Raw genomic sequence first — 22,490 nt, forward strand, 5'->3', positions numbered from 1 at the left:
AGCAGATGATCTATCGCGAGTGGTGGCGATGTTCTGCTTCGGTGCTTGTCATCGCCAATAGCCGCGCTTCCCTAATGGAACGCGTCGGAGTCCACCATTTCAAAGAGCTTGTGATTGTCGCGATAGTCGACATGGACACCGATGATCACAGGGCCCTGGATATCAAATGCCTTCTTCATTGTTGGGACGATGTCCTCGGGGCTCTGGATCACAAGGCCTTTCGCGCCGAACGCCTCGGCATATTTCACGTAGTCGATCGGGCCGAAGTCGATGCCGGAGGTACGACCGTATTTCAGGCTTTCCTGGACGGCCACCATGTCATACCTGCCGTCGATCCAAACCATATGCACCAGGTTGGCCTTGAGCCGCACGGCTGTCTCGAGCTCCATGGCAGAGAAAAGGAAGCCCCCGTCGCCGGAAATAGAGAGGATCTTCTCCGCGGGCCGGACGACCGAAGCCGCTATCCCCCACGGAAGCGCGACACCCAATGTTTGTTGTCCATTGGTGATGAGAACCTGGCGGGGTCTGAAACTGTAGAGGTGGCGGGCGATCCAAAGATGGAAAGAACCCATGTCCAAACAAAGCGTGGTGTCGCTGCCGACAAACTGCTGCAATTCGTGGACCAAGCGCATGGGATGGATCGGCGTGCCGCCGCGCAAGGCGGCCTCCTTGCTCAGAAGCTGCCTTTCGGCGCTGATCATGTCCAGGATGTCCGAAGAGAGCGCCGATTTTCCCGCGCGCCTGATCAAAGGGGTCAAGGCCTCCAGAGTTTGGGCGATGTCGCCGGTCAGTTCGACGCTAGGGACGTAGCAGTTGTCGATAACCGAGGGCAGCACGTCGACGTGAATGATCTGGCGTTTGCGCTTGCCATTCCACAACGGTGGCCAATATTCGACGGGATCGTACCCCACGGTGATCACAAGGTCGGCAGATTCCAGGAGCCGGTCGGCGGGCTGGTTGGCGATCTGACCGACGCGACCGCCGAAACTGTCGAACAGCATGGCTCCCACGGCGCCTGCGGCCTGAAACGTGCCGACGACCGGCAGATTGCTCTTGCCGAGAAATGCCTGCAGCGCACGGGCATTGGACTGTTTGCTTGCCAGCATGCCGAGCAGCACCACTGGATTGGATGCCGCATTGATCTGACGCGCAGCTTCTTCGGTCGCGGCGCGATCGGCCGGACCAGGACCAAAGAAGGCTGGCGCTGACAGCGCCGCATGCGCGCAGGTGGCCGTCATCACATCCACCGGCAGATTGACATAAGATGCGCCGGGCCGCCCGGATTCGGCGGCCCGAAAAGCGTTGACCAGTACCTCAGCGAGTTGGTCCGGAGCGCCGACGGTCGCGCTGAACTTTGTCACCGGCCTTAGGGTCGAAACAGCATCCATCGTCTGATGCACCTGCTTCAAAGCCTCGGCCGTTGGTACGGCGCCGCCAAGTGCCACGATCGGATCACCCTCCGAGTTCGCGGTAGCAAGGCCGGTCGTGAGATTGGAGACACCGGGTCCCGAGGTTGCGATCGCGACGCCAGCCTTGCCCGTCATGCGTCCGATGGCGCCTGCAATGAAGGCCGCGTTCTGCTCGTGCCGGCAAACGACAGTCTTGATCCTCGAATCGAGAAGGGCATTGAACACGGTGTCGATCTTGGCGCCGGGAATCCCGAAGACATGCGTCACGCCTTGTGCTTCGAGCGTGCGAACGACCAACTCCGCGCCAGTTTGGGTCGCTTTGCTGAGATCCGTCTGTCTAGGTAATGTCTCAGTGAGCCTGTTCGGCATAAGCGAGTTCCTCCGTTGTGCTTTTGCTCAGGTCGGCTTTCAGGAAGGTCTCCGATTCCGGCAGAGCAAGATGAAACTCTGTGAGCGCTTCGACCTTGAGCCGGAGCGAAGCCGCTTCAAGATCAAGCAGGTGTCCGCCATGACAGCGGTCGCTCGAAAGAAAATGGAAATGATAACCCGCAACGCTGAAGGCACTCGAGAATCCTGGTGACCACAGCCCAACCAGCGTTCCGTCAATGTCAGTGAAATCGAATTCGCTTTGAGCCTTCGCGGCCTCAACGAGGCGGGTTCCGGGCTGCGGCGGATTAACTGCGCGCGTGCGTATGCGACGGAAGTGCCCGTCTAGTCGCATTGCATAGAAGATATTCCCCGAGTTACGGAAGCGGTCACAGCAGCTTTCCAGCTCCTTGAAAGTCGCAACGGGACCAATGTCGGTTTCCATTTGAGGCGAGAAGCGGGTCACCACCGCGAATGGCGCGCCCGCTCCGGCCGTGGCTTCTGATACACGGCCGCTGCCTTGCACCTGGTAAGCTCGGCCATCAAGCACCACCATCTCGCCGTCCAGATGAGCGAACGTGCCAAGTCCGAAATCCCCGTGATCGAGGATCGATTCGACGCTCACTTCCCGATCGTAGACGCCCGCGACCAATGCACCGGAAGTGGAGACCTGGAATAGCGTGTGGACCTGTACACCGAGGAACTCCGACAACGCGGATGTGACCACCGACGACAAGCCTCGCCCCGATCTGACGATCTCCGCGTCCAACGCCAGCTTCAGAGATTCTGGAATAGTCGTTATCAGGTCAACCATTCGCCAGCTCCTTGGACAGCAGCAACTAACGCTTCGACAAGTCCGAGCGGCATAACAGTACGGAGCGTCCGAGCAATCTTTCAAGATGCAACGCATTTGTTGGCGATGCACGACAGCTAATTCGACGCTGCATGTTCGACAATCGGGCCCGGGCCCGCGCAATTAGAGCGGAACCGCAATGCGCGCATTAGCGGGTTTGGCCAACTTCGAAGCCGACCCAACTGATGCAGCCAGCCAATTCGGCTGGTGCGACACGCGCGCTCAACTCGCAGCGGCACTAAGTCGAATGCTCGTGCTTCTGACAACAAGGACCGTCGCGGCGATCCTGTCTGTCGATCTCATTAATGCGGTTTGCGCTTCGCCATTAATATGGAGTTTCACCTGTGAAGCGCCTGAATACGGCGGTGAAGTGCGCCTGGGTCCCGAAGCCGACGGCCAACCTGCAGAACGTACCGAACACCGGTGAGTTTTCGACTATGCCACGCCACGATATCGTGTGAACCGGCTTGCACCATTCTACAATCGGTTCGATATCAGATACCTTGGTATCTCCCCGTCGTGGCAATTATGAGCGCATTCTAAGCAGCGGTTCGCCGAAACGGTACTAGCGTGTCCGGATCGAGGACCGCGTAAAGACGACGCCAGGGCTGGCCGCCGAGCATCGTCCAGTTGTGACCGGCTCCGCTGGTGTCCTCAGTGAAAAGCACGTCACCCTGGCGAAGCGTGAATCGCCCATCTGGTGTTTCGAACTCCAGGGTACCGTTCAACGTGATGACAAGTTGCCGCGCGGCGTCCGGATGCCAACCGAGCTTCGGGTCCGTTTCGGTCTCCTGAAATGATGCTGCCCTGATCGCAAGCTTGCCGCTGAGCGCGTCGCCGTTCACACCGGGCTCGAGATCAAGAAAACCTTCTTCGAAATGCGATTTGCGATCGGCGCCTGTCCACAACTTGACGCAACGGATCATCGTGATTGCTCCCTGATATGCTGATCGATATCGACAAGTACTTCGCTCCCGGCGACATAGATGCGCGGCATCAAATGCACGAGCCAGAGCTGGGTCTACGCTGCCCAACGTCTGGTGGCCGGAACATCAACCTTGCCAAGACTGTCCGTTTTGTTGCCCACGCGTCCTCGACAGGCTGTCGGCGGCTGCCGGCCCTCGAACACAGTGGCATCCTACAGGCATTCCACGCTGCTGACTTTCGCGAACGAATGTCGTTTGCGCATATGCATGTCCAGGAGGGATCGAGACGCCTGCGCTGTGAGCCGTGCAGCACATCGGGTACACGATCAGATTCGTCATTTAGCCTTCCACCAGCCTCATCCCGGCAGGAAGGCGCTTTCGCCGCTGTCCCGGTCGTGAATGCGAGCAATCTTCGTGCCATAGAGCGCTTCGAGTTGCGCGCGATCGAGCACCGAATGGACCTCCCCGTCCGCAAGGCAAGTGCCGCCACGCAGGAGAAAGACTCGGTCGGCAGCGCGGAGTGCGTGGTTCGGATCATGTGTCGTGAACAGCACGCCGTGCCCAGCAGCGCCAAGCTCGCGGATCTCACGCATCACGCGTCCCTGATTGCCGAAGTCGAGGCTCGCGGTCGGCTCATCCAGCACCACAAATCGCGGCTCCTGCGCCAACGCTCGCGCCAGGATCGTGAGCTGTCGCTCCCCGCCTGAGATCTTGGTGTAGGGACGATCGGCCAGATGCGCGATCCCGAGGCGCTCCAACATGCGCGCGGCGATCGCCCGATCTGCAGCGCTCGGCCGGCCGAACAGGCTGCCATGCGCGGTGCGTCCCATCAGCACGACAGTCTCGACCGAAAAGGCAAAGACGGCCGCATGCGCTTGGGGAACGTAAGCGATGTGCTGGGCGCGCTCGCGGGCGGTGTATGCTGCGAGGGGCCGATCACCCAACCGCACCTGGCCGCCAAGGGGCGATAAAAGGCCAAGCAGCGTCTTGAGCAGCGTGGTCTTGCCACCGCCGTTCGGACCCAAGAGCGCAAGCACCTCGCCCGTCTTGAGCGAGATGTCGAGCTGGCTCCCGACCACGCGGTCGGGATAGCCGATCGTGAGATTGTGGCCCAAGAGCATCATTCGACGGACCACGTCTTGGAGACGCTCGCAAGCAGCCAGATGAAGAACGGCGTGCCGACTAGAGCGGTCAGGATGCCGAGCGGGATCTCGACCGCGGCGATGGTCCGGGCGAGTGTGTCGATCAGAAGTAAGAATCCGCCGCCGATCAGCGCCGCTGCCGGGATCAGCCGTCCGAAATCCGGTCCGACCAGCGTGCGGGCGATATGCGGAACCACGAGACCGACCCAGCCGATGATACCCGCAGTCGCGACGCTTGCCGAAGTGACGAGCGTTGCCGCGGCGATGATGGCGATCCGCAAGGGACCGGTCGCCACGCCGAGCGCACGCGCCTCTTCGTCCGGCAGCGACATCACGTTCATGCGCCAACGCAGCGCAAACAGGGCCAGCGTGCCGAGCGCAACGGGGCCAAAGAGCGGGATGAGATCGGCCGGTCCGGTCGCAGCCAGGCTGCCGAGCAGCCAGAAGGTCATGGCAGGAAGCTGGTTATAGGGATCGGCCAGATACTTGATCAGGCCGACACCTGCGCCGAGCAGCGCGCCGATCACGACGCCGGCGAGCACCAAAACGAGGACGGGGTCCCGCGCGCGCACCGCTGATCCGACCGTATAGACAGCGGCGACAGCGGCCAGCCCGCCGGCAAACGCCAGCGCCTGGATCGCGAACACGCCGAGCGAGACAAAGATGCCGAGCACGGCCCCGAGCGCCGCGCCGGACGAGGCGCCGAGAATGTCGGGAGAGACGAGTGGATTGCGAAACAGCCCTTGGAACGCGGTGCCGGCGACGGCAAGTGCCGCTCCTACGAGACTCGCCGCAACGACGCGCGGGCCGCGCACGTACCAGATCACATTCTCGACCGCAGGCGCGACGTCGGCCGCGCGGCCGGTCAGCTTGGCGCTCACGACCGCGAAGAGTTCGCCGATACTGACGGGATAGCGCCCGACCGTGAATGCGAGCAACAGTCCCGCAACAAGGACCAGGAACGAGATCAGCAAACCGGGTGCGCTGGAGCGAGCCATTGCCGCAAGCCATCATCCGCGGCCTTCGAGCACACGATCGATATCGGCGTCCGACGGGCTCACATGATAGAACCTCGAATAGAAGTCGCGCGTCAGTGCGCGGATATCTTCATCGAAATGACCGGGATAGAAGATCCTGGCCAGCCACCAGAGCCCGATCAGCCGGTTCACGGACGGCGGGAAGTCGACCCAGCCGAAGGGAAGCTTTGGGGACAGGTAGACGCGACCAGCGCGGACCGCTTCGGCCTGTGCCCATTGCGGATCGCTCCGCACGCCATCAGCGAAGTCGCGATCGATGGTGACGATCACCTGCGGATTCCATACGAGCACCTGCTCCATCGAGACCGTGGCAAGCCCACCCTGGCGCTCGGCGGCAACGTTGCGTGCGCCGAGGAACTCGATGGTCTCGACATTGATCGAGCCGCCGAGTCCCGTCTCGAGGCCACGCGGTCCACGCGCGTAATAGACACGCGGCCGCTGATCTTGCGCAATCTCATTGACCCGCGCCTTGATCGTCGAGAGCGTCTTTTCCGTGTAGGCCGCGAGCGGCTCCGCATCGCGGTGGGTCAACGCGCCCAACTGCCGATAAGTCGACGCCGTAGCCTCAAAGCGGCCGTCAAGCAGCGCATAAGGAATTCCGGTCTGCTCCTGCACCCGCGCCGCGAGAGAGGCAAAGGTCGGCGTGGTCGAGCCGATATCGAGGATGAGATCGGGTTTGAGCGCCAGCACAGATTCGAGGTTGGCGGTGTTGCCGCGACCTGTGAGACGCCCCACCTCGGGACGAGCGCAAACATCCGGCAGCATGAACGCGCATTCTTCCGCCCGGTTGGCGCGCGGCCATCCAAGCAGCAGGTCCGGTGCGAGGGTGTAGAGCATGATTGCTGCCGGGGGTCCTGCAGGGAACACGCGAGCCACAGTATTGGGGATGGTGATGGTGCGGCCGGCCGCATCTGTGATGATGGCTGCACGCGCGACCGGCGGCACCAACAGGGCGGCAGAAGCGGCAAGCAGGGCACGACGCGTAAGGCTCATCGGCCAAGGTCCATGATGGATTGCCTCGATCCCCTGATCGCCTGCACAATACTCCCCTTCAGCATGTCGCCCGCTGCCCCATATTCTACTGCCTCCCGGGCGAGACACAAACGTCGAACAGTTCACGCCGGTCTGAATCCGGCATTGGGACCATGCGTCGCGGGTTGGCAACAGCCGTTTCGCAGGCGCGAAAGTCCGATCCACACTCACTGGCGTCGGCCGCGCCGATTGGAAAGTCCGCATGTCCAGGCCTTGGTCAAGCGGCTATTTCCGACCGCGCTTGACCTCCTTCGGACGAAGTGCCGCCGCCTCCTCCATCAGCTTGGCGGTGCAGCTGTAGCAAACAAGTGCGCACTCATCGGACACAAGGCCTAGCGCAGGGTTCAATCCGACCGAGATGTCCTGATCGGATACGCTTGCAATTACGCCATTGCAGCAGAAGCATCTCTGCCACTTTTTTGAACCGGGTTCCTCCGCGATCTCCCCATTGTCGGCTCTGGCAGCGCTCATCTCAGGCAATCCTCTCTGCACGCCTTTCGCATCGCTGTATTTTATTGTATATATCGAACGCGACAAGGCAGTTGGGAGGAAATCAAGGCAGGAGTGCAGCAAGCCCGTCATTACTGATGATCGTCCCTTGATCCTGCCTTGTCCAGGTCATGTGCATCAGGGATATCAATCATGAAACAAAAACACGGCGCCGCTTCACAGTCGCTCGTACAGGGAGACCCGCTCAAGGACCGCCGCGCGCATTCGCTGCGTGCAATCGGATTGGCCCTCATCTTCAGCATTGCGTCGGGAGGCCTGGCGCGCGCCGAGACGCCAGCGCGCGGACTTCCAGACAAGAGCTTTCCGGAAAGCGTGACATCCACGCGCGACGGCGCCCTTTATGTCGGCAGCTTCAATCTTGGCGGCGTGCTTAAGATTGCGCCCGATGGAAAGACCGAGCAGCTTGTCAAGCCTGGTGCCAACGGTAGCCGCTCAACGCTCGGTGTTCTCGCCGACGAGAAGAGCGGCACGCTCTATGTCTGCTCCAACGATCTCAGCGCCATGGGCGTCGAAGGTCCGGGCGATGGCAAGGGCGCGTCGCTGAAGACCTTCGATCTCCAAACCGGCGCGGCAAAGGGCAGCTTTGCACTCAAGGATCCTAAATCTTTCTGCAACGACATCGCGCTCGGCAGCGATGGTACCGCCTATGTGACCGACTCCTTTGCGCCCTATGTGTACAACCTTAAACCCGGCGCCACCGCGCTCGATGTCTGGGCGAGCGACCCGGCGCTGGCGCCCGCAAAGGACGGCGTCGGACTTGACGGCATCGCAGCGGGGCGGACGGCGATCTCTATGTCACCACCTACATTCCGGCGAAGCTGTTCCGGATCGCGGTCAAGGATGGCAAGGCAGGCAGCGTCACCGAGCTGAAGCCGTCCCGCGCGCTGGATCATGCAGATGCGATGCGCGCGTTTGGTGGCGGCTTCCTGCTGATTGAAGGCGCGGGCCGGCTGGACCGAGTGACGATCAAGGGCGACGAGGCAGAGGTCGAAATCATCAAGGACGGCTTTGCCGAGCCGGTTTCGGTGACCGAGGTTGACGATACCGGCTGGGTCGCGGAAGGCAAACTGTCCTATCTGATCGGCGACAACAAAAAGAAGGACCCCGGTCCGTTCGCGCTCAAGCCGATGGCGCTGCCGAAGTAACCAGGGGGGCGACCACGTCGTCCCGCCGAGGCAGCTTGCGCCGATGACGCGGGCTCTTGAGGCTCGCGTCATCCGTGCTCAGGCCGCTATTGCGCTGCCTTACGCAGACTTCGCGCCATCACACGTTGAGGTTCATCCAGATCGCTTTCGGCTCGGTGAAATTCTCGATCGCCGCCGTTCCATGCTCGCGTCCCAGGCCAGAGTCGCGCTCACCGCCCCACGGCAACCGCACATCGGTGTAGCCGTAGGTATTGATCCAAACCGTGCCGGCCCTTGCTTTCCTGGCAAAGCGCTGGACACGGCCGATATCGCGGCTCCAGACGCCGGCGGCCAGGCTATAGGCCGTGCCATTGGCGATCCTCAGCGCATCGGCTTCGTCCTTGAATTTGATGACACTGACCACGGGGCCGAAGATTTCCTCTTGGGAGATCCGCATCTCGTGCTCGACATTGGCAAACACCGCCGGGCTGATGAAATAGCCACGGTTGCCGACGCGCTCGCCACCGGTTGTGAGGAAGGCACCTTCCTTACGGCCAATCGCGACATAATCGAGAATCGATTTCATCTGCTTCTCGGAAATGACTGGTCCGAGCACAGTGGTGCGATCGGCAGGATCGCCCATCCGGATCGCCTTCGCGCGCGCAGTCAGTCGCTCGACCACTTCGTCGTAAACCGCTTCCTGGACCAGCACGCGCGAGCCAGCCGAGCATACCTGCCCCGCGTTGAAGAAGATGCCTGCCGCCGCGGCCTTGGAAGCCGCATCGAGATCTGCGTCATCGAAGATGACATTGGCGGACTTGCCGCCAAGCTCGAGAGAGACGCGCTTGAAGTTGCTTGCCGCCCCCTTCATGATACCGCGCCCCACCCCCGGCGACCCCGTGAAGGTCACCTTGTCGACGTCCGGGTGATTGACCAACGCCTCGCCTACGGTGCGTCCGGGACCGGTAACGACGTTGAGCACACCAGGCGGCAGGCCCGCTTCGAGCGCCAGCTCGCCGATACGCAACGCGGACAGCGATGTCAGCTCGGCCGGCTTCATCACGACCGTGCAGCCACAGGCGAGTGCCGGCGCCAGCTTCCACATCCCGATCATCAGCGGAAAATTCCAAGGCACGATCGCGGCGACCACGCCGACTGGCTCGCGCACCGTGTAGGTCAGCGCATCGTCGCGCGTCGAAACGACGTCGCCGCTGATCTTGTCGGCCCAACCGGCATAGTAAGTCAGCGTATCGACTGCAGCAGGAAAATCCTGGCGCAACACCGCAGCAACCGGCTTGCCTGCATCGAGGCTTTCGAGCTCGACGATTTCATCGGCATGCCGCTTCAACAGCTCGGCCCATTTGAGCAGGATATGGCCGCGCTCGGCGGCGCGCATGGTGCGCCAGGGGCCCTCGAACGCGCGACGCGCCGCAGCCACCGCGGCATCGGCGTCCACCTCATTACCTTCGGCAATCGAGGCGATGACCTGCTCTGTCGCCGGATTGATCGATGCGAAGGTTCGGCCCGAGGCCGATGCAAGGCGGCGGCCGTCGATGAGAAGCAGCTGGGGCTTCTCCAGAAACTCTGCGGCCGGTGTCTCGCGAGAATAGTCATATGCAATCGACATCATATTTCCTCCGAGTGCGGTGATTTAAGGTAGGAGGATCTTTCCGTTCGTAAATATGATATTGTGTGCCTATGGATCCACCCCCATATATGAAATCAACTTCATAAATCGGCGCAATCATGCTGCACATCGAGATCGAAACGGTCTGGCGATTTCACAAGGAAGGCAGCCCGCAGGACGTCGTTGTGATGCTTGGGGTGCTCAATGAGATCCGCAAAACCGGCAAGATCGCGAGCGCCGCAAATGACGTTCATCTCTCCTACCGGCATGTCTGGAATCTGATCGAGCAATGGTCGGCGTTTTTCGGCGTGCCGCTGGTCGAGACCCAGCGCGGCAAGGGCTCCCGGCTCACGCCCTTCGGAGAAAAGCTGGTGTGGGCCGGCGAACGCATGCGGGCCCGGCTAGGCCCGCAGCTCGAGAATCTCGCGCAGGAGCTCGCGACCGAGATCAAGCCGTTCCTGCAGCAGCGGCCTTCAGTGATCCGTGTTCATGCCAGTCATGGATTTGCGGTCTCCAAGCTCCGCGAATTCCTCGATCGCGAGCCCGGTATCGGCGTCGACCTGCGTTACGTCAGCAACCAGCATTCGCTGGTGTCTCTTGCGCAAGGCGCCTGCGACCTGTCCGGCGTGCATTTGCCCCGCGGCGAACTGCGTGCCCAAGGCATCAAGGCTTGCAAGGAATGGCTCGACCCGCGAGAGGATCGCGTCATCCACTTCGTTACCCGCGAGATGGGCCTCATGGTGAAGAGCGGAAATCCGCTTCGCATCCAAACGCTTCAGGACGTGGTCGATCGCAAAGCCCGCTTCGTCAATCGCGACCACGACTCCGGCACGCGATTGTTGTTCGACCAGTTGCTCGCTCTGCACGAGATCGATGAGAGCCGTATCAATGGTGCCCAGCAGATCGAATTTACGCATGCCGCCGTCGCTGCCTATGTCGCAAGCGGGATGGCGGACGTCAGCTTTGGAGTCGAGGCGGCGGCGCGGCAATTCGGCCTCGATTTCGTCCGGCTGCTCACCGAGGACTATTTCTTTGTCTGCAAGCGCGCGTTTCTGGAGACGGAGGCGATGCAGCGCGTGATCGAGATTATGCGAGGCAGCGCGTTTCAAGTAGCCGTCGCGACGCTCCCAGGCTACATCCCCTCGGACACCGGCGTGGTTAGCGGCGTGAAGGCTTTCCTGGAAAAGCTGCACGGCGACCGTTGAAGGAAGGCCCGATCGCCAGCTTGGGTGTCGCCTGTCGGTCTTTTCGCCCGAGCACCATCCGGTCGGATCTCTGGCGCGAGGCGCGCCATGCAGGCCAAATCCGGCTGGACGAATGGCGAGGTCCGATATATTTTGTTGAATATAACGACGCACAGGACCGGACATATGGAAATGGAATTCCGCGCCTTCACTGAAGCCGAAATCGCAGCGGACGGCAGCGTTGCGCTCGGCTTCGTCGATGAAAGCGGAAATCCGGTCAAAGTCCGATTGTCGATTGATCAGGTCGGCGCGCTTGCGATGACATTGCCGGATCTAATCGCCACGGCCCTCCGCAACCATCACGGCAATGCGAAAATGCGTTTTGCTTATCCGCTGACCTCTTGGCGCGTCGAACAGTCCAAGGACTTTAACACCAGCATGATGACTCTCAACGCTCCCGATGGCTTCAGCGTCTGTTTTTCGATGAGAGGTGAATTGCGGAGAAGGCTCGGCGAAACCTTTGCCGCTGAGCAGTTTTCGAGCCTCGCAACTCTAGCGCACTAGCTCCTGCCTCCGCTCGCAAGGACAACCTGATGGTTCAACAGCGGCGATCTGCCGTTGCTCTCCGCCATGTCGCATTCGAGGATCTGGGCTTGTTGGCTCCGATCATGGAGCGCGAGGGCTGGAATGTCTCTTTTTGCGAGGCGGCCGTCGACGATTTGAACCACCCCAGCATCAGGAACGCCGATCTCCTTGTCGTCCTGGGAGGGCCGATCGGGGTCTACGAGACAGAGAGTTATCCGTTCATCACCCGCGAGATTGCGCTGCTCGAACAGCGAATGAGCCGGGGCCTGCCCACGCTTGGCATCTGCCTCGGCGCACAACTCATGGCCAAGGCGCTTGGCAGCAGCATTTATGCCGGCCCTGTGAAGGAGATCGGCTGGGGATCCATCAGCCTGTCGGAGGCCGGCGCAGCCTCCTGCCTGAAATCGCTCGGCAGCGAGTCATCCGTCCTGCACTGGCATGGTGATACTTTCGATCTTCCCGCAGCCGCTACCAGGCTTGCCTCGAACGCCAATTACGAAAACCAGGCCTTCGCTCATGGCAGCCATGCCCTAGCCCTGCAGTTTCATCTGGAAGCCGAGCCGCGCCAGCTCGAGGAATGGTACGTCGGGCACGCGGTGGAGCTTGCGGCCGCCAAGGTCTCGGTGACCGAACTCCGCGCGACGACAGCGAAGCTCGCGAACACTCTTGCTGTACAGGCCGATCGCGTCTTCACCGAATGGCTCCGCCAGATCGGCCAGCACGGAATCTCGACCGTGCCGGAACGCGAACGCAAGATGAAAACATGACACCCACCAACTCCCCGAGGCTTACTATGGCAGGCTGGAAATGCTGCTCGTCCCAGGTGCGGCTTGCGTGCTCCGCCATGCTTCGTCGAGGAGCTTGTCGTGACGCCATTCGAGAGCGAACTTGGTAGCGACATCAGCTCCGGGCGATGGCAGAAGCAAGATGGCGCGCTGCGCACGAAGCCGTTCTTTGCAGGCTCGCTCATGCTGATCGTAGCTCGCGCTTAGGGTCTGCCAGAAGGACGTCGGGAATATCCTGCCGGTTCTTCTTGTTAGCGGAACGCTCCGGTGGCAATCTGTCCGTTGGACTAATGAGCACACTTTCATGTCAAAACCGGGTACCGGATCGATTCCGCATCTGAGCCTTCGCATCGATCTCGATGCCGAGGGCCGGATCGGGCCGGGCAAGATCCAGCTGCTGGAGCACATCCGTGACTTCGGCTCGATCTCGGCCGCGGGACGCGCGATGGATATGTCATACAAGCGGGCCTGGGATCTCGTGGAAGAGATCAGCCACATCTGCGGACATGCGGCTGTCTCCCGCCAGACCGGCGGCAAGAATGGCGGCGGCGCAATGCTCACCCCGTTCGGCGCGTCGCTTGTCGCGCGCTACCGCAAGATCGAGCGCGATGCGGCGCACGCCGTCCGCAAGGAATTGCAGGCGTTGCAGACGGATATCGGACGCTCGCGCAAAGCCTGACGCTATTGCCTGGCCGGCAATGCCACCGGAATGAAGCCAAATGCCTGCAACTGCTTCTGCGCCGGCGGCGACAGCAGGTAGATCGCGAAGTCGGTTGCGCCCGCCTGCGCGTGCCGCGAAACCGTCAGCCCGTATTCGGGACCTACCGACAATTCCGGCGGCAGCGCAATCGACTTGTATCTTTGGGACTTGCGGACGATCCCTTGCGCGCCCGAGCAGTAGCCGATGAAGAGGTCGATTTGATGGGCATCGAGCGCAGCAACAAGCGGCGGCCGCCCGTTCACGGAGGCCGGACTATTCGGACCACCAACCAATTGCTGAGCTTTCCCCGACAAGGCATCGAACGCCCCGGGATGCGCGGCATCGATCTTGTGGAACAGCTCCCAGGTGTAGTCTCCGGACGGGTCGGACACCGGCGTCGATGTCCCTATCCTTATCTCCGGCTTGGTCATTGTTTCGACCAGATTGCCCGTGTCGATCTGCCGGTCTGCATCAACACCACCTGGACCTGGGCGGATTTGCGCAAAGGCGCGGAGTCGATGAATCCCTTCGACTATTTCAAATTCCGCTACTACGAAAAATGGCTTGGTGGGATCTCGGCATACTTCATCGCCAACGGCTACATCACTCAAGCGGAGCTCGATGCACGCACTAAAGCGTTCCTGGCATCATCACCCACGATGCCGACGGGCGGCGATTCCGCCGTGGATGCTCGCGTCCGGAAATATCTGCTTATTGGCGACGATCCAAAGCGGCCGCGCTCGGCTCCGCCCCGCTTTGCGTCAGGTGACGCCGTTTGCGTTGCCAATCCAAAATCGGTCGACCACACTCGACTGCCTGGCCACCTGCGCAACAAGACGGGTATCATCGATAGCGTCTATCCCGACGCCTATACTTATCTCTGCGACACCGGCCCTGACGGGATCGGCGAAGCCATGCCCGTCTACTGCGTCAGATTCGATCCGGAAGCTCTATGGCCCGGCAATACTGAGAAGAACTTCACCTTCTATGCAGACCTGTTCGAGGCTTACCTTGAACCTGCGATCGCCTCCTGAGGAACCCAACATGCAACGTTTCGAGTATTCCAAGGACCGTGAGACGGCGAACGCGGCGCGCGCACGCGCGCTGGAAGCTCTTCTGATCGAAAAGGGTGTCATCACCAGCGACACTGTCGACAAGATCATGGCGATCTTCGCGACCGAGATGGGTCCCTTCAACGGCGCCAAGCTGGTCGCTAAAGCGTGGGTCGATCCTGCGTTCAAGCAGCTCCTGGCAGAAGACACAATGGCTGCGGTCGAAAAGATGAACTTCGTGACGAAGGGAGCTGGCGCCGAAGGCGAGCATATGCGAGCAGCAATCAATACTCCGGAGGTTCACAATCTCATCATCTGCACCCTCTGTTCGTGCTACCCTTGGCCGGTGCTGGGCCTGCCGCCCTATTGGTACAAGGATCCCTCGTTCCGCGCGCGAGCCCCGGAAAGTACTCAGCGAATTCGGCCTGAACATCGACCCTTACAAGGCGATCAAAACCTGGGACAGTAGCGCCCAGATCCGATGGTTCGTCGTTCCCGAACGTCCTGTCGGCACTAAGGGCTTCAGCGAAGAGCAGCTCGCAGCTCTCGTCACGCCCGAGTCGATGATGGGTGTTGCGATCGTCAAGCCACCGACTCCTTGAGATCAGACGATGCAGACAAACTTTGAACATTTTGCGCTCGGAAGCATGTTGGGTAAACCCGACATGCCACCCAAGGACAACGGCAGCCTTTGTTTCGGCGCGCCATGGCAGCGCCAAGCATTTGGTATAGCGCTGGCGCTTTCAAAACAGGGCGTCTTTGAATGGGACGACTTCCGCTCGGAAATGATATCTAGCATTGCCGCGTGGGAGGCGACGCACGACAAGTCTGATCCAAGTTGGGACTACTACGAAATCTGGCTCGCAGTTTTGGAGCGAATGCTCCACCGCTCTGGCGTGGTTGACCAATCGACCGATATCGTTGCCTAGCGATGTTGCCATCCAATCGATCCATTCCAGGTTGATCACACCGCATTGAGCAGCTCTGTGATTGGAAAAGACAACCACGGGATGGCAGCAGCAATATTGCTGCTGTCCGGCTAACGTCAGAGGTTCCGAGACAAGGATGCCTTCGCGGCGCCAATAGCGGGGTCGGTTCCAGCATTTGGGTGGGAAAGGCCTGCTCCACCAAATCCGTTGGCCGAATCTCGTGAACGACTGCTCGAACTGATATCCTCGGTCAGGATCGTTATGTTCGCGGTCCCAGCAAGCCGCATGACAGGAACCGCCGGGTTGGGCCGAGCCGCCAATTCGCGCGTGAAGCCCAATGCGTCCGTCGCGGAGCCAAGAGTCCGATTATTAAGCAGTTTTGGCCGAATATGACGCATCGGCCCGGAGCGGCAGGAACGAGAATTGCATGAAATTTGGCCCAACGAGGATTATTGATGCGCATCGCGTTGCTCGCTCCACCAGGCGTTCAGTCGCTCGACATTGTCGGTCCTGCAGAAGTGTTCTGGGAAGCGGCACGCCGGCTCGGAAATCCGAACGCCTATACCGTGCAGGTCATAGCCGGCTCCGCCGATCCTGTGCTCGGAACGGGTGGACTTCGCTTTCTGGCTGACCGGCACATCTTTCAACCCGACGAACCTATCGATACGCTCCTGGTCGGTGGCGACCCGTCATTTGAGACGATTGACCCCGCAATAGTGCAGTGGCTGCGTCGACGCGCAACCAATGTGCGCCGACTTGGATCGGTCTGCACGGGGGTCTTCTTGCTCGCAGCAGCCGGCTTGCTCGATGGCAAACGCGTGACAACGCATTGGGAATGTGCGGCACGTTTGCGGACCGAATATCCAAACCTCGATATCGACTCCGATCAGATCTTCATCCGAGACGGTAACCTCTCTACCACGGCCGGGGTTACCGCCGGTATGGATCTAGCGCTGGCGCTGGTCGAGGAGGATTATGGCCGAGACCTGGCCCTCATCGTGGCGCGTTACATGGTGATGTTCCTGAAACGGCCGGGCGGCCAATCGCAGTTTAGCGCCCATCTTGCCGCCCAGATATCGGGCAAGACCAAGATCCAGCAGGCTCAGCAATATGTGCTCGACAATCTTGCGGCACCACTCTCCGTCGAGAGTTTGGCCGAGCAGGCCGGCATGAGCGTTCGGAACTTTGCACGTGTGTTTCGCCAGGAAATGAATATGACACCCACCGAATTTGTGGACGCCGCGAGATTGGATGCAGCGCGATTGCTCCTCGAAGACGGTGGGAAATCGCTGCAGCAGATCGCCCTGCGCTGCGGTTTCGGCAATGCGGACGGCATGAGACGAGCCTTCATCAGAAATCTTGGCGTAGGCCCCGGCGAATATCGGCTTCGATTTCGAAGCGCCTGGGCCGGGACGAATCACGCTCCTTCCAGCCATTCCACATTGAACAGGCCTTAACGTCTGTTCGAAGCAATGAATGCTTCGCTCGTCGCGGCCAGAGGCAAGCCGCAACGCGCCGTTCACATTGGCGCACAATCCGAATCGTCCAAAACTGTCACGCCCACTCGACGCCGCGGTCGACGAACGTCCAGGCGCGTCACAAATGGCCGATGTTGACGTAACTTTGGCCGCAAGGTCGTGACGGATGCGTTACATTTCCTGCCACTAGAAAGTTCGTCAGGTCAACGACCGGTGAGATCGAAGCTCGGCAATGAAGCCGGACTGCGACAGCGGATTACTATGCCCGCGAACGGTTCAAGATCGTCGAACGCTGAGGCATCTATCGATGGCAAACGTTGACGCTCCGTCCCCTCGCTCGTTACGTGAAAATGGAGGTGACGACTGCACTCTTCGCGTTGGGATTGTGGTCATCAATGGGTCAAATGCGATCAATTTCATGGGGCCGAGCGACGCTTTCAATGAAGCCAGCAGATCAAATGCGACGCCAATCCGCTACCAGGTCGATCTGATTGCCGTGCGGCCGGGACCCATCGTGTGCTCGTCCGGCATTCGCATGCTTCCTGCGGCCAAGCGACATTTCTGGATGTGGCCCGCATGCTGGTCATCTTCCTGAGGCGACCTGGAAACCAGCCTCAAATCAGTGAATTCCTGAAAGCGCAGTCGATTCGAAACACTCAGATCGGCCAGGTGATGGACTGGGCGTTGGACAATCTCACCGCCGATCTGTCGGTCGACGCGCTTGCCAAGCGCGCAGCGATGAGCGCGAGAAACTTTCATCGCGCCTTCGTGGAGGAGGCAATGACGACCCCCGGCCGTTTCGTCGAAAGGATCCGAGTAGAGGCCGCCCGCATTCTACTGGAGACCACACCGCTGTCGATCCAGCAAATCTCCCATCGCGTCGGATTTGTCAACCCGGCGAACATGCGCCGCGCGTTCGTTCGCGCCTTCCAGGCGCCGCCGGCGGAATACCGGCAAAACAACGGCTTGGCATCAGAAAAGTCTGAGAAAGAACTATTGCTGAGAGCTTGAGCGATCAGCTTTCAGAAACGGTGCGGAGCAAAGGTGCTGGCGGTGCGGCAGTGATGGGGAATTCTCGGTGGTCTCGACCGAATACTCGGACCTTGGCTACTTTCTGCTGTCTGGCGATTGCCAACGTCGCGATCTGGGTATGGACTCTGCAGGCGCTCAGCGGACGGCCAGAATTGCTCGGCACGGCGCTGCTAGCCTATATCTTCGGCTTGCGCCATGCCTTCGATCCAGATCACATCGCGGCGATCGACAATGTCGTGCGCAAATTAATGCAGGAGCAGCGGCCAACTACCATGGTCGGCTTCTATTTCGCGCTCGGTCACTCGAGCATCGTGATGCTCGCCTCTATCGCGATTTCCGGAACGGCATTGTCGACGCCAATCAGCGCATTCGGCAACTTCACCTTGATTCGGACTTCCATTTCAGCCTTCTTCTTGTTGGCGATCGGCCTGGCCAATTACTTCATTCTAAAATCCATATGGAAAACCTTCGTACACGTACATCGCGGCCGGAGACTCGCCGACGAGCATCTTGACTTGCTTCAGTCGATTCAAGGTCCGCTGAACTGCCTCTTTCGTCCGCTATTTAACGTCGTCGCGCGATCATGGCACATGTTTCCCGTCGGCTTCATGTTTGGCCTTGGCTTCGACACGGCTACCGAAATTGGCCTGTTCGGGATATCCGCTACGCAAGCGGTGCAAGGCACGTCGTTCTCGATGATCCTTCTATTTCCGCTGCTTTTTGCAGCAGGAATGACGCTGATGGATACCGCAGACAGCGTGTTGATGACCCATGCTTACGGCTGGGCGTTTGTGAAGCCGATCCGCAAACTCTGGTATAATTTGACGCTAACCTCTGTTTCGGTGGTCGTAGCGCTCTTCATTGGCGGGCTCGAACTGCTCGGGCTGATAGGCGACAAGCTCGGCCTTGAAAGTGGGGCATGGGGCGTCATCCACAATCTGAATTCCCATATGGATGATCTAGGCTACGTGGTCGTAGCGCTCTTTGTCGTAAGCTGGATCTGCTCCGCCCTGCTCTATCACTTTGGACGTTATGACGACCTTTCCCTTGATCAGACGTCACCATGAGCGCGCATCTACTACTGGGGCGTAGAGCGGCGGCATTCATTTTGCCGGGGCCACAGGAAGACCGCAAGGAGCGGGATCTCGTCCCAGAGCTGGGAAGATCCCGATTGCGAACGTCACAACTGACGCTAGCGTCTAGCTGAACGCGTGGCAGCCCGACTTCCTCCCTGGCCTTTGTTAGAGCGTCGTAGATCCTGACCTGCAGCATGGGAAAGCGCCTTTTCAGCTCCTCTCCACCCGCCCAGGCGCCATCCTTGGTCGCAAATTCGGCCTTCAGCCGACCGTCCACCTCGATCGCATAGCCTGAAGCAGGCAGTTCTTGAGTAGCTGCAACCATCTTAGCCCCGTGAGTCGTTCGGCCATTTGATTAGCGCGAGTCGGATATCACACACCAGTTCACGCCCGGTGAATCATCTGCGAGAATCAACCGAGGCGGATACTGTTCAAGAATGGGCGTTTGCATCGTCGGAACAGGCGGACGGCCTCCCGTTCGAGCGAAGGCAAGCGCGATAGAGCCACGGTTCCACGTAGCTACCCTTCCAGATCCCTGAACCGGCGCGCTCCGCATCTCGCTGAGCAGCAGCATATCTGCCTTTCGAGTATTGCGGCCAATCCAACGCCAGCCCATTGCGAACAAGCCATTCGCCGAGGTCCGATCCCGCGACCGAACAGGTCGCGACCGTTCGGCCATATTGGTCGAGGCTGAGTGGCGAGCAATTCACCGGACGCCGCGCAATGAATGCGTCAAGCTCGTTTGCTGCCTGCGCGCCGCAGCGATATTGCAAGCTGTCCTCGCCGCGGCACAGCTGGCTGCTCTCCGGCGCGTCGACACCCCAGAGCCGGATGCGGATTCCATGAATCTCCAGCGTGTCGCCATCAATGACGCTGACCTGTCCGAAGAAATCATCGGCCAAAGCCGCGCCGGACAGCAGCAAAAACATCAATGTCAAGGTTCGGCGCTTCAGCATGGCGGTAGGTACCGGTCGTTATCGCACATCGCGCGGATTGAATTTCGGCCAGTTCTCAAGCGGCTTTAGCGACGGCAGGTTCTTAGGCGGCTCTGGATAGTGAAATTCCGTGCCGCGCAGCCAGCGCCCCTCGAACCGCGCCCAGAACAGGATTGCATCCATCTGCCAGGTAAACTCATAGATTCTCCAGACGCCGTCGTTCTCTATCACTTCGCCCGTCGCATTGAGCGGCAGGCTATTCAACCGACAGAGCGCATAGATTTCTGCCCATGCTCGCGGATATAACGGTCTTCTAGCGCAACATGGTACGGCCGGTCGGCGCGCCAGCGCAGTCCGCCGCCACGTGGATAGAAGCCTTGGCGCGGCATCATGAATTCGGGAATGCGCGCGATCGCCTTGCCGATCCGACGCGCCTCATCCGACGAGAGCTTGCTGACACCGAAGCTGTAGCGCTGCGCGTCATCGCGGCAATAGAGCCATGCCAGGGTCACGCCGTTGGCGTCCTTGACCACGTAGCACTCGGAATTTTCCCGGACCAAGGTCCAGGGCGGCTTAAAACTGCGGCTTGACTTCATAGGAACAAAATAAGAACATAGCACGTCGACGGTCAACCTGGAACAGGGTCATGTCCTCGGTCCATCAGGCGAACGAACAGGATAATGGACTGGAGGCTGCCGTCGATCAGACGATTGCCGTTTGCGACGGCGATCCGCGCGCGGCTGTTCGCGTGCTGATCGTCGCGAACAACCTTTTGGAATCCGAGATAGCGGATTTGAAGAAGGCTGTATCGCATGCCTACATGCGCGGGCGCTTTCGGACTTACAGTGGTTGAACCTCGGAGTCGATGAAGCGGGATGAAACGTCAGGATCGCGGCCGATGATTATCGAGAGTGCACCCTGAGATGTGCAATCTATATTCCATCACGACCAACCAGGCGGCGATCGCCGCCCTGTTCAGACGCATGAACCGGTACGTCGGCAACCTGCCGGCGATGCCTGGTGTTTTTCCAGCACAGCAACATCGATCCCACCGTCGGCGTGCGTTTCCGTTTTTGAAGGATCGAGACACACTTCGTGTCGCGTCAAAGCACAGGTCCGGCATGATCAGCTCTAACGTCAGCAGTGCCTGCGCGCTTCTTCCGGCTCGCTTGAGTGTCTCCCCATCGAAGAAGGCAGAGGATATCGCGGCAACCCTCTCAAGAACAAATTGGCCAGGACGGGACTGATCACGCCACCTTGGGGTGTTCCCCGGTCGCGAGCGGTAATCGCTCCGTCTTTGCCTTGCATCGACGCTGTTAGCCAGCGTTCGATGTAGAGCAGAGCCCATTCCTCTTGCACATGCTTCCTGACGGCCTTCATGAGCAACTTGTGGCTGATATTGTCGAACAGGCTTTTGATGTCGAACTCCAGCACCCAGTCCATCTTCCAGCACAGTTGCCGGGTGACGCCGACGGCGTCCAGCGCGGATTTTCCGGGCCGGTAGCCGTAGGAGTCGGGAAGGAAGATTTCCTCGAGTACTTGTTCAATCTGCAGCTTGACGACCGTCTGCGCCACGCGATCAACGGCCGCGTCCCGCCATTCGCTTTTGGAATCTCGACCCGCCGCACCGGCGGAGGAAAGTAGCTCCCTGACGACAGCCGATTCCAGAGCTTGTAAAGGTTGCCCTTCAAGTCTTTCTCAAAAGTTTCGAGCGACACCTTATCCACGCCGGCCGCGCCCGCATTGGATTTGACCAATCGGTAGGCCTTCATCACTGTCTGCTTGTCGATATTGTACTGCTTACGTCCGGTTACACTCACATGTCCTCCTGCTCATCGCAGTTGCAATATGGGCGCAACCCACTTGTTTCGGCCCCTTCGCTCCAGTCCCATTACAGCACCTTCATCACTACTACGAACCGATCCGCCCCAGTGTTGTGCTTCGGTACTCTCGTCTCGCGGTGTGCGCCGCTTGAACTTCTCCCTTGGCATCACAACGACTGGTTCCTGCAGTTCTCTACAAGAGCCTGTATCCAGATCGCGTCCCCTAAACGCCGGTCGCCATCCGCGCAGTAATCCAGGCGCCTCACGGATTGATCTCAGGGATGGCACGCGCCCCTGATTTTGGCGACGCCTAAGTAATTTTCGACGCGTCATCGGAAGATTCGCTTTCGCTCGCCTTCTGGATACTTACCTGCCCCGTAAACCCGCGACTTTTGCAACACTTGCTCGTGACCGCGCCTTTTAAGCGAAGCCACAGTGTCGTGGTTTTGCATCTGCGCCTGAAACGCCGATGCAGGAGGGCCATCCTCCATCTCTCGTAAAGCTGTACGCATTAAATTCGGTTATTCACCTCCTTCATGCTCTGCAGCACACCATGCCAGATCACCTTCAAAAGATCGCCGCGACGACCACGAAAGCAGAACAGATGACCGCTCAGCGGATCACGCTGCAAGATCTCCTGCACCTGCAAAGCCAAGGACGGAAAACCCTTCCGCATGTCGGTGTAGCCGGTCGCCAGCCACACCCGCACGCCGGCCGGCAAGGGAATCATCGCGGCCGTCCATTGGTCAGCGCCGCCACGACTGCGGTCAGCGTCGCCGCATCGACCGCGCCGGTGATCCGCATCCGAGCCCCGGCCGCGAACTCGATCTCGATCGCACCGCAGGTCCCGGAGGGCGCCGTCAACGGCTGCCGATCCGGCGCAAC

At 60.0% G+C, this 22,490-nt stretch carries 24 protein-coding genes and 4 pseudogenes; 15 read left to right on the top strand and 13 right to left on the bottom strand.

Features of this window, described 5'->3' with window-relative positions:
* Positions 1-71: 71 nt before the first annotated feature.
* Positions 72-1,778, bottom strand: a complete 1,707-nt coding sequence (gene alsS / locus F758_RS0117650) for an acetolactate synthase AlsS (RefSeq protein ID WP_051386931.1) — start codon at positions 1,776-1,778, stop codon at positions 72-74.
* Positions 1,759-2,589 carry an acetolactate decarboxylase gene (gene budA / locus F758_RS0117655; RefSeq protein WP_024509105.1) on the bottom strand — a complete coding sequence of 277 codons (831 nt, stop codon included), beginning with the start codon at positions 2,587-2,589 and terminating at the stop codon, positions 1,759-1,761. The genes alsS and budA overlap by 20 nt, the downstream gene beginning before the upstream one ends.
* 178 nt (positions 2,590-2,767) lie before the next feature.
* Here budA and F758_RS50860 point away from each other — a divergent pair, with 178 nt between their 5' ends.
* A complete protein-coding gene (locus tag F758_RS50860) occupies positions 2,768-3,055 on the top strand; it encodes a hypothetical protein (RefSeq protein ID WP_198026518.1) in 288 nt (95 codons plus the stop codon).
* Positions 3,056-3,167: 112 nt separating this feature from the next.
* Here F758_RS50860 and F758_RS0117660 read toward each other — a convergent pair whose 3' ends face one another.
* From F758_RS0117660 to F758_RS0117675, 4 genes are all read right to left on the bottom strand, one after another.
* The gene (locus F758_RS0117660; RefSeq protein ID WP_024509106.1) at positions 3,168-3,554 is read right to left on the bottom strand and encodes a cupin domain-containing protein; all 387 of its coding nucleotides are present in this window, start codon (positions 3,552-3,554) and stop codon (positions 3,168-3,170) included.
* A 356-nt stretch (positions 3,555-3,910) separates the two neighbouring features.
* A complete protein-coding gene (locus F758_RS0117665; protein ID WP_024509107.1) occupies positions 3,911-4,678 on the bottom strand; it encodes an ABC transporter ATP-binding protein in 768 nt (255 codons plus the stop codon).
* Positions 4,675-5,694, bottom strand: a complete 1,020-nt coding sequence (locus tag F758_RS0117670; RefSeq protein ID WP_024509108.1) for a FecCD family ABC transporter permease — start codon at positions 5,692-5,694, stop codon at positions 4,675-4,677. Before F758_RS0117670 ends, F758_RS0117665 begins: the two co-directional genes overlap by 4 nt.
* Before the next feature lie 12 nt (positions 5,695-5,706).
* On the bottom strand, positions 5,707-6,726 hold the full coding sequence (locus tag F758_RS0117675) for an iron ABC transporter substrate-binding protein (protein WP_024509109.1): 1,020 nt from the start codon (positions 6,724-6,726) through the stop codon (positions 5,707-5,709).
* A gap of 681 nt (positions 6,727-7,407) precedes the next feature.
* Between F758_RS0117675 and F758_RS44145 the strand changes: the two genes are divergently transcribed.
* Both F758_RS44145 and F758_RS51875 read left to right on the top strand, forming a co-directional pair.
* Positions 7,408-8,145 (top strand): SMP-30/gluconolactonase/LRE family protein, encoded by a 738-nt coding sequence (locus F758_RS44145; RefSeq protein ID WP_245286520.1) that lies wholly within the window; start codon positions 7,408-7,410, stop codon positions 8,143-8,145.
* Positions 8,146-8,177: 32 nt separating this feature from the next.
* On the top strand, positions 8,178-8,420 hold the full coding sequence (locus F758_RS51875; RefSeq protein WP_245286521.1) for a hypothetical protein: 243 nt from the start codon (positions 8,178-8,180) through the stop codon (positions 8,418-8,420).
* 118 nt (positions 8,421-8,538) lie between these two features.
* On the opposite strand, the gene F758_RS0117690 is transcribed toward F758_RS51875, so the two are convergent.
* On the bottom strand, positions 8,539-10,026 hold the full coding sequence (locus tag F758_RS0117690) for an aldehyde dehydrogenase family protein (RefSeq protein WP_024509111.1): 1,488 nt from the start codon (positions 10,024-10,026) through the stop codon (positions 8,539-8,541).
* A 119-nt stretch (positions 10,027-10,145) separates the two neighbouring features.
* Here F758_RS0117690 and F758_RS0117695 point away from each other — a divergent pair, with 119 nt between their 5' ends.
* The 4 genes from F758_RS0117695 (at position 10,146) to F758_RS0117715 (ending at position 13,259) form a co-directional block, all read left to right on the top strand.
* On the top strand, positions 10,146-11,231 hold the full coding sequence (locus tag F758_RS0117695) for a substrate-binding domain-containing protein (RefSeq protein WP_024509112.1): 1,086 nt from the start codon (positions 10,146-10,148) through the stop codon (positions 11,229-11,231).
* 87 nt (positions 11,232-11,318) lie between these two features.
* On the top strand, positions 11,319-11,774 hold the full coding sequence (locus tag F758_RS0117700; RefSeq protein ID WP_051386932.1) for a hypothetical protein: 456 nt from the start codon (positions 11,319-11,321) through the stop codon (positions 11,772-11,774).
* A 29-nt stretch (positions 11,775-11,803) separates the two neighbouring features.
* Positions 11,804-12,562 (top strand): glutamine amidotransferase, encoded by a 759-nt coding sequence (locus F758_RS0117705; RefSeq protein ID WP_024509114.1) that lies wholly within the window; start codon positions 11,804-11,806, stop codon positions 12,560-12,562.
* 322 nt (positions 12,563-12,884) lie between these two features.
* Positions 12,885-13,259 (top strand): winged helix-turn-helix domain-containing protein, encoded by a 375-nt coding sequence (locus F758_RS0117715; protein WP_024509115.1) that lies wholly within the window; start codon positions 12,885-12,887, stop codon positions 13,257-13,259.
* Between the two features lie 2 nt (positions 13,260-13,261).
* On the opposite strand, the gene F758_RS47890 is transcribed toward F758_RS0117715, so the two are convergent.
* A complete protein-coding gene (locus tag F758_RS47890; protein WP_084305484.1) occupies positions 13,262-13,711 on the bottom strand; it encodes a substrate-binding domain-containing protein in 450 nt (149 codons plus the stop codon).
* A 30-nt stretch (positions 13,712-13,741) separates the two neighbouring features.
* Here F758_RS47890 and nthB point away from each other — a divergent pair.
* The 6 genes and pseudogenes from nthB to F758_RS0117750 form a co-directional block, all read left to right on the top strand.
* Positions 13,742-14,314 (top strand): annotated as a pseudogene (gene nthB / locus F758_RS44155) (nitrile hydratase subunit beta); the annotation flags it as partial.
* Positions 14,315-14,324: 10 nt separating this feature from the next.
* A pseudogene (gene nthA / locus F758_RS44160) lies at positions 14,325-14,934 on the top strand (nitrile hydratase subunit alpha).
* 9 nt (positions 14,935-14,943) lie between these two features.
* Complete coding sequence (locus F758_RS0117735) at positions 14,944-15,261, top strand: nitrile hydratase accessory protein (protein WP_024509118.1); 318 nt, start codon at positions 14,944-14,946, stop codon at positions 15,259-15,261.
* A gap of 455 nt (positions 15,262-15,716) precedes the next feature.
* Complete coding sequence (locus F758_RS0117740) at positions 15,717-16,718, top strand: GlxA family transcriptional regulator (RefSeq protein ID WP_024509119.1); 1,002 nt, start codon at positions 15,717-15,719, stop codon at positions 16,716-16,718.
* A gap of 597 nt (positions 16,719-17,315) precedes the next feature.
* Entirely contained in the window at positions 17,316-17,750 is a 435-nt protein-coding gene (locus F758_RS44165) for a helix-turn-helix domain-containing protein (RefSeq protein ID WP_157450049.1), read from the top strand.
* Entirely contained in the window at positions 17,747-18,838 is a 1,092-nt protein-coding gene (locus F758_RS0117750; RefSeq protein WP_245286523.1) for a HoxN/HupN/NixA family nickel/cobalt transporter, read from the top strand. The genes F758_RS44165 and F758_RS0117750 overlap by 4 nt, the downstream gene beginning before the upstream one ends.
* A gap of 440 nt (positions 18,839-19,278) precedes the next feature.
* Here F758_RS0117750 and F758_RS0117755 read toward each other — a convergent pair whose 3' ends face one another.
* The 3 genes from F758_RS0117755 to F758_RS51885 are packed head-to-tail and all read right to left on the bottom strand — an operon-like array spanning position 19,279 to position 20,315.
* Complete coding sequence (locus tag F758_RS0117755) at positions 19,279-19,776, bottom strand: thermonuclease family protein (RefSeq protein ID WP_035722362.1); 498 nt, start codon at positions 19,774-19,776, stop codon at positions 19,279-19,281.
* A gap of 45 nt (positions 19,777-19,821) precedes the next feature.
* Positions 19,822-20,046 (bottom strand): hypothetical protein, encoded by a 225-nt coding sequence (locus tag F758_RS51880; protein ID WP_245286524.1) that lies wholly within the window; start codon positions 20,044-20,046, stop codon positions 19,822-19,824.
* On the bottom strand, positions 20,043-20,315 hold the full coding sequence (locus F758_RS51885; RefSeq protein ID WP_245286525.1) for a hypothetical protein: 273 nt from the start codon (positions 20,313-20,315) through the stop codon (positions 20,043-20,045). Before F758_RS51885 ends, F758_RS51880 begins: the two co-directional genes overlap by 4 nt.
* Before the next feature lie 113 nt (positions 20,316-20,428).
* Here F758_RS51885 and F758_RS0117765 point away from each other — a divergent pair, with 113 nt between their 5' ends.
* Together F758_RS0117765 and F758_RS51890 are read left to right on the top strand one after the other, a co-directional pair.
* Positions 20,429-20,635: a hypothetical protein gene (locus F758_RS0117765; RefSeq protein WP_024509123.1), complete on the top strand. Its 207-nt coding sequence runs from the start codon at positions 20,429-20,431 to the stop codon at positions 20,633-20,635.
* A 70-nt stretch (positions 20,636-20,705) separates the two neighbouring features.
* Positions 20,706-20,813 (top strand): annotated as a pseudogene (locus F758_RS51890) (SOS response-associated peptidase); the annotation flags it as partial.
* A gap of 187 nt (positions 20,814-21,000) precedes the next feature.
* Here F758_RS51890 and F758_RS46545 read toward each other — a convergent pair.
* Positions 21,001-21,554: pseudogene (locus tag F758_RS46545) on the bottom strand (reverse transcriptase domain-containing protein); the annotation flags it as partial.
* A 562-nt stretch (positions 21,555-22,116) separates the two neighbouring features.
* Positions 22,117-22,335 carry an IS66 family insertion sequence element accessory protein TnpB gene (gene tnpB / locus F758_RS0117775; RefSeq protein WP_024509125.1) on the bottom strand — a complete coding sequence of 73 codons (219 nt, stop codon included), beginning with the start codon at positions 22,333-22,335 and terminating at the stop codon, positions 22,117-22,119.
* Between the last annotated feature and the right edge of the window lie 155 nt (positions 22,336-22,490).

The organism is Bradyrhizobium sp. ARR65 (assembly GCF_000472385.1).
Taxonomy (GTDB): domain Bacteria; phylum Pseudomonadota; class Alphaproteobacteria; order Rhizobiales; family Xanthobacteraceae; genus Bradyrhizobium.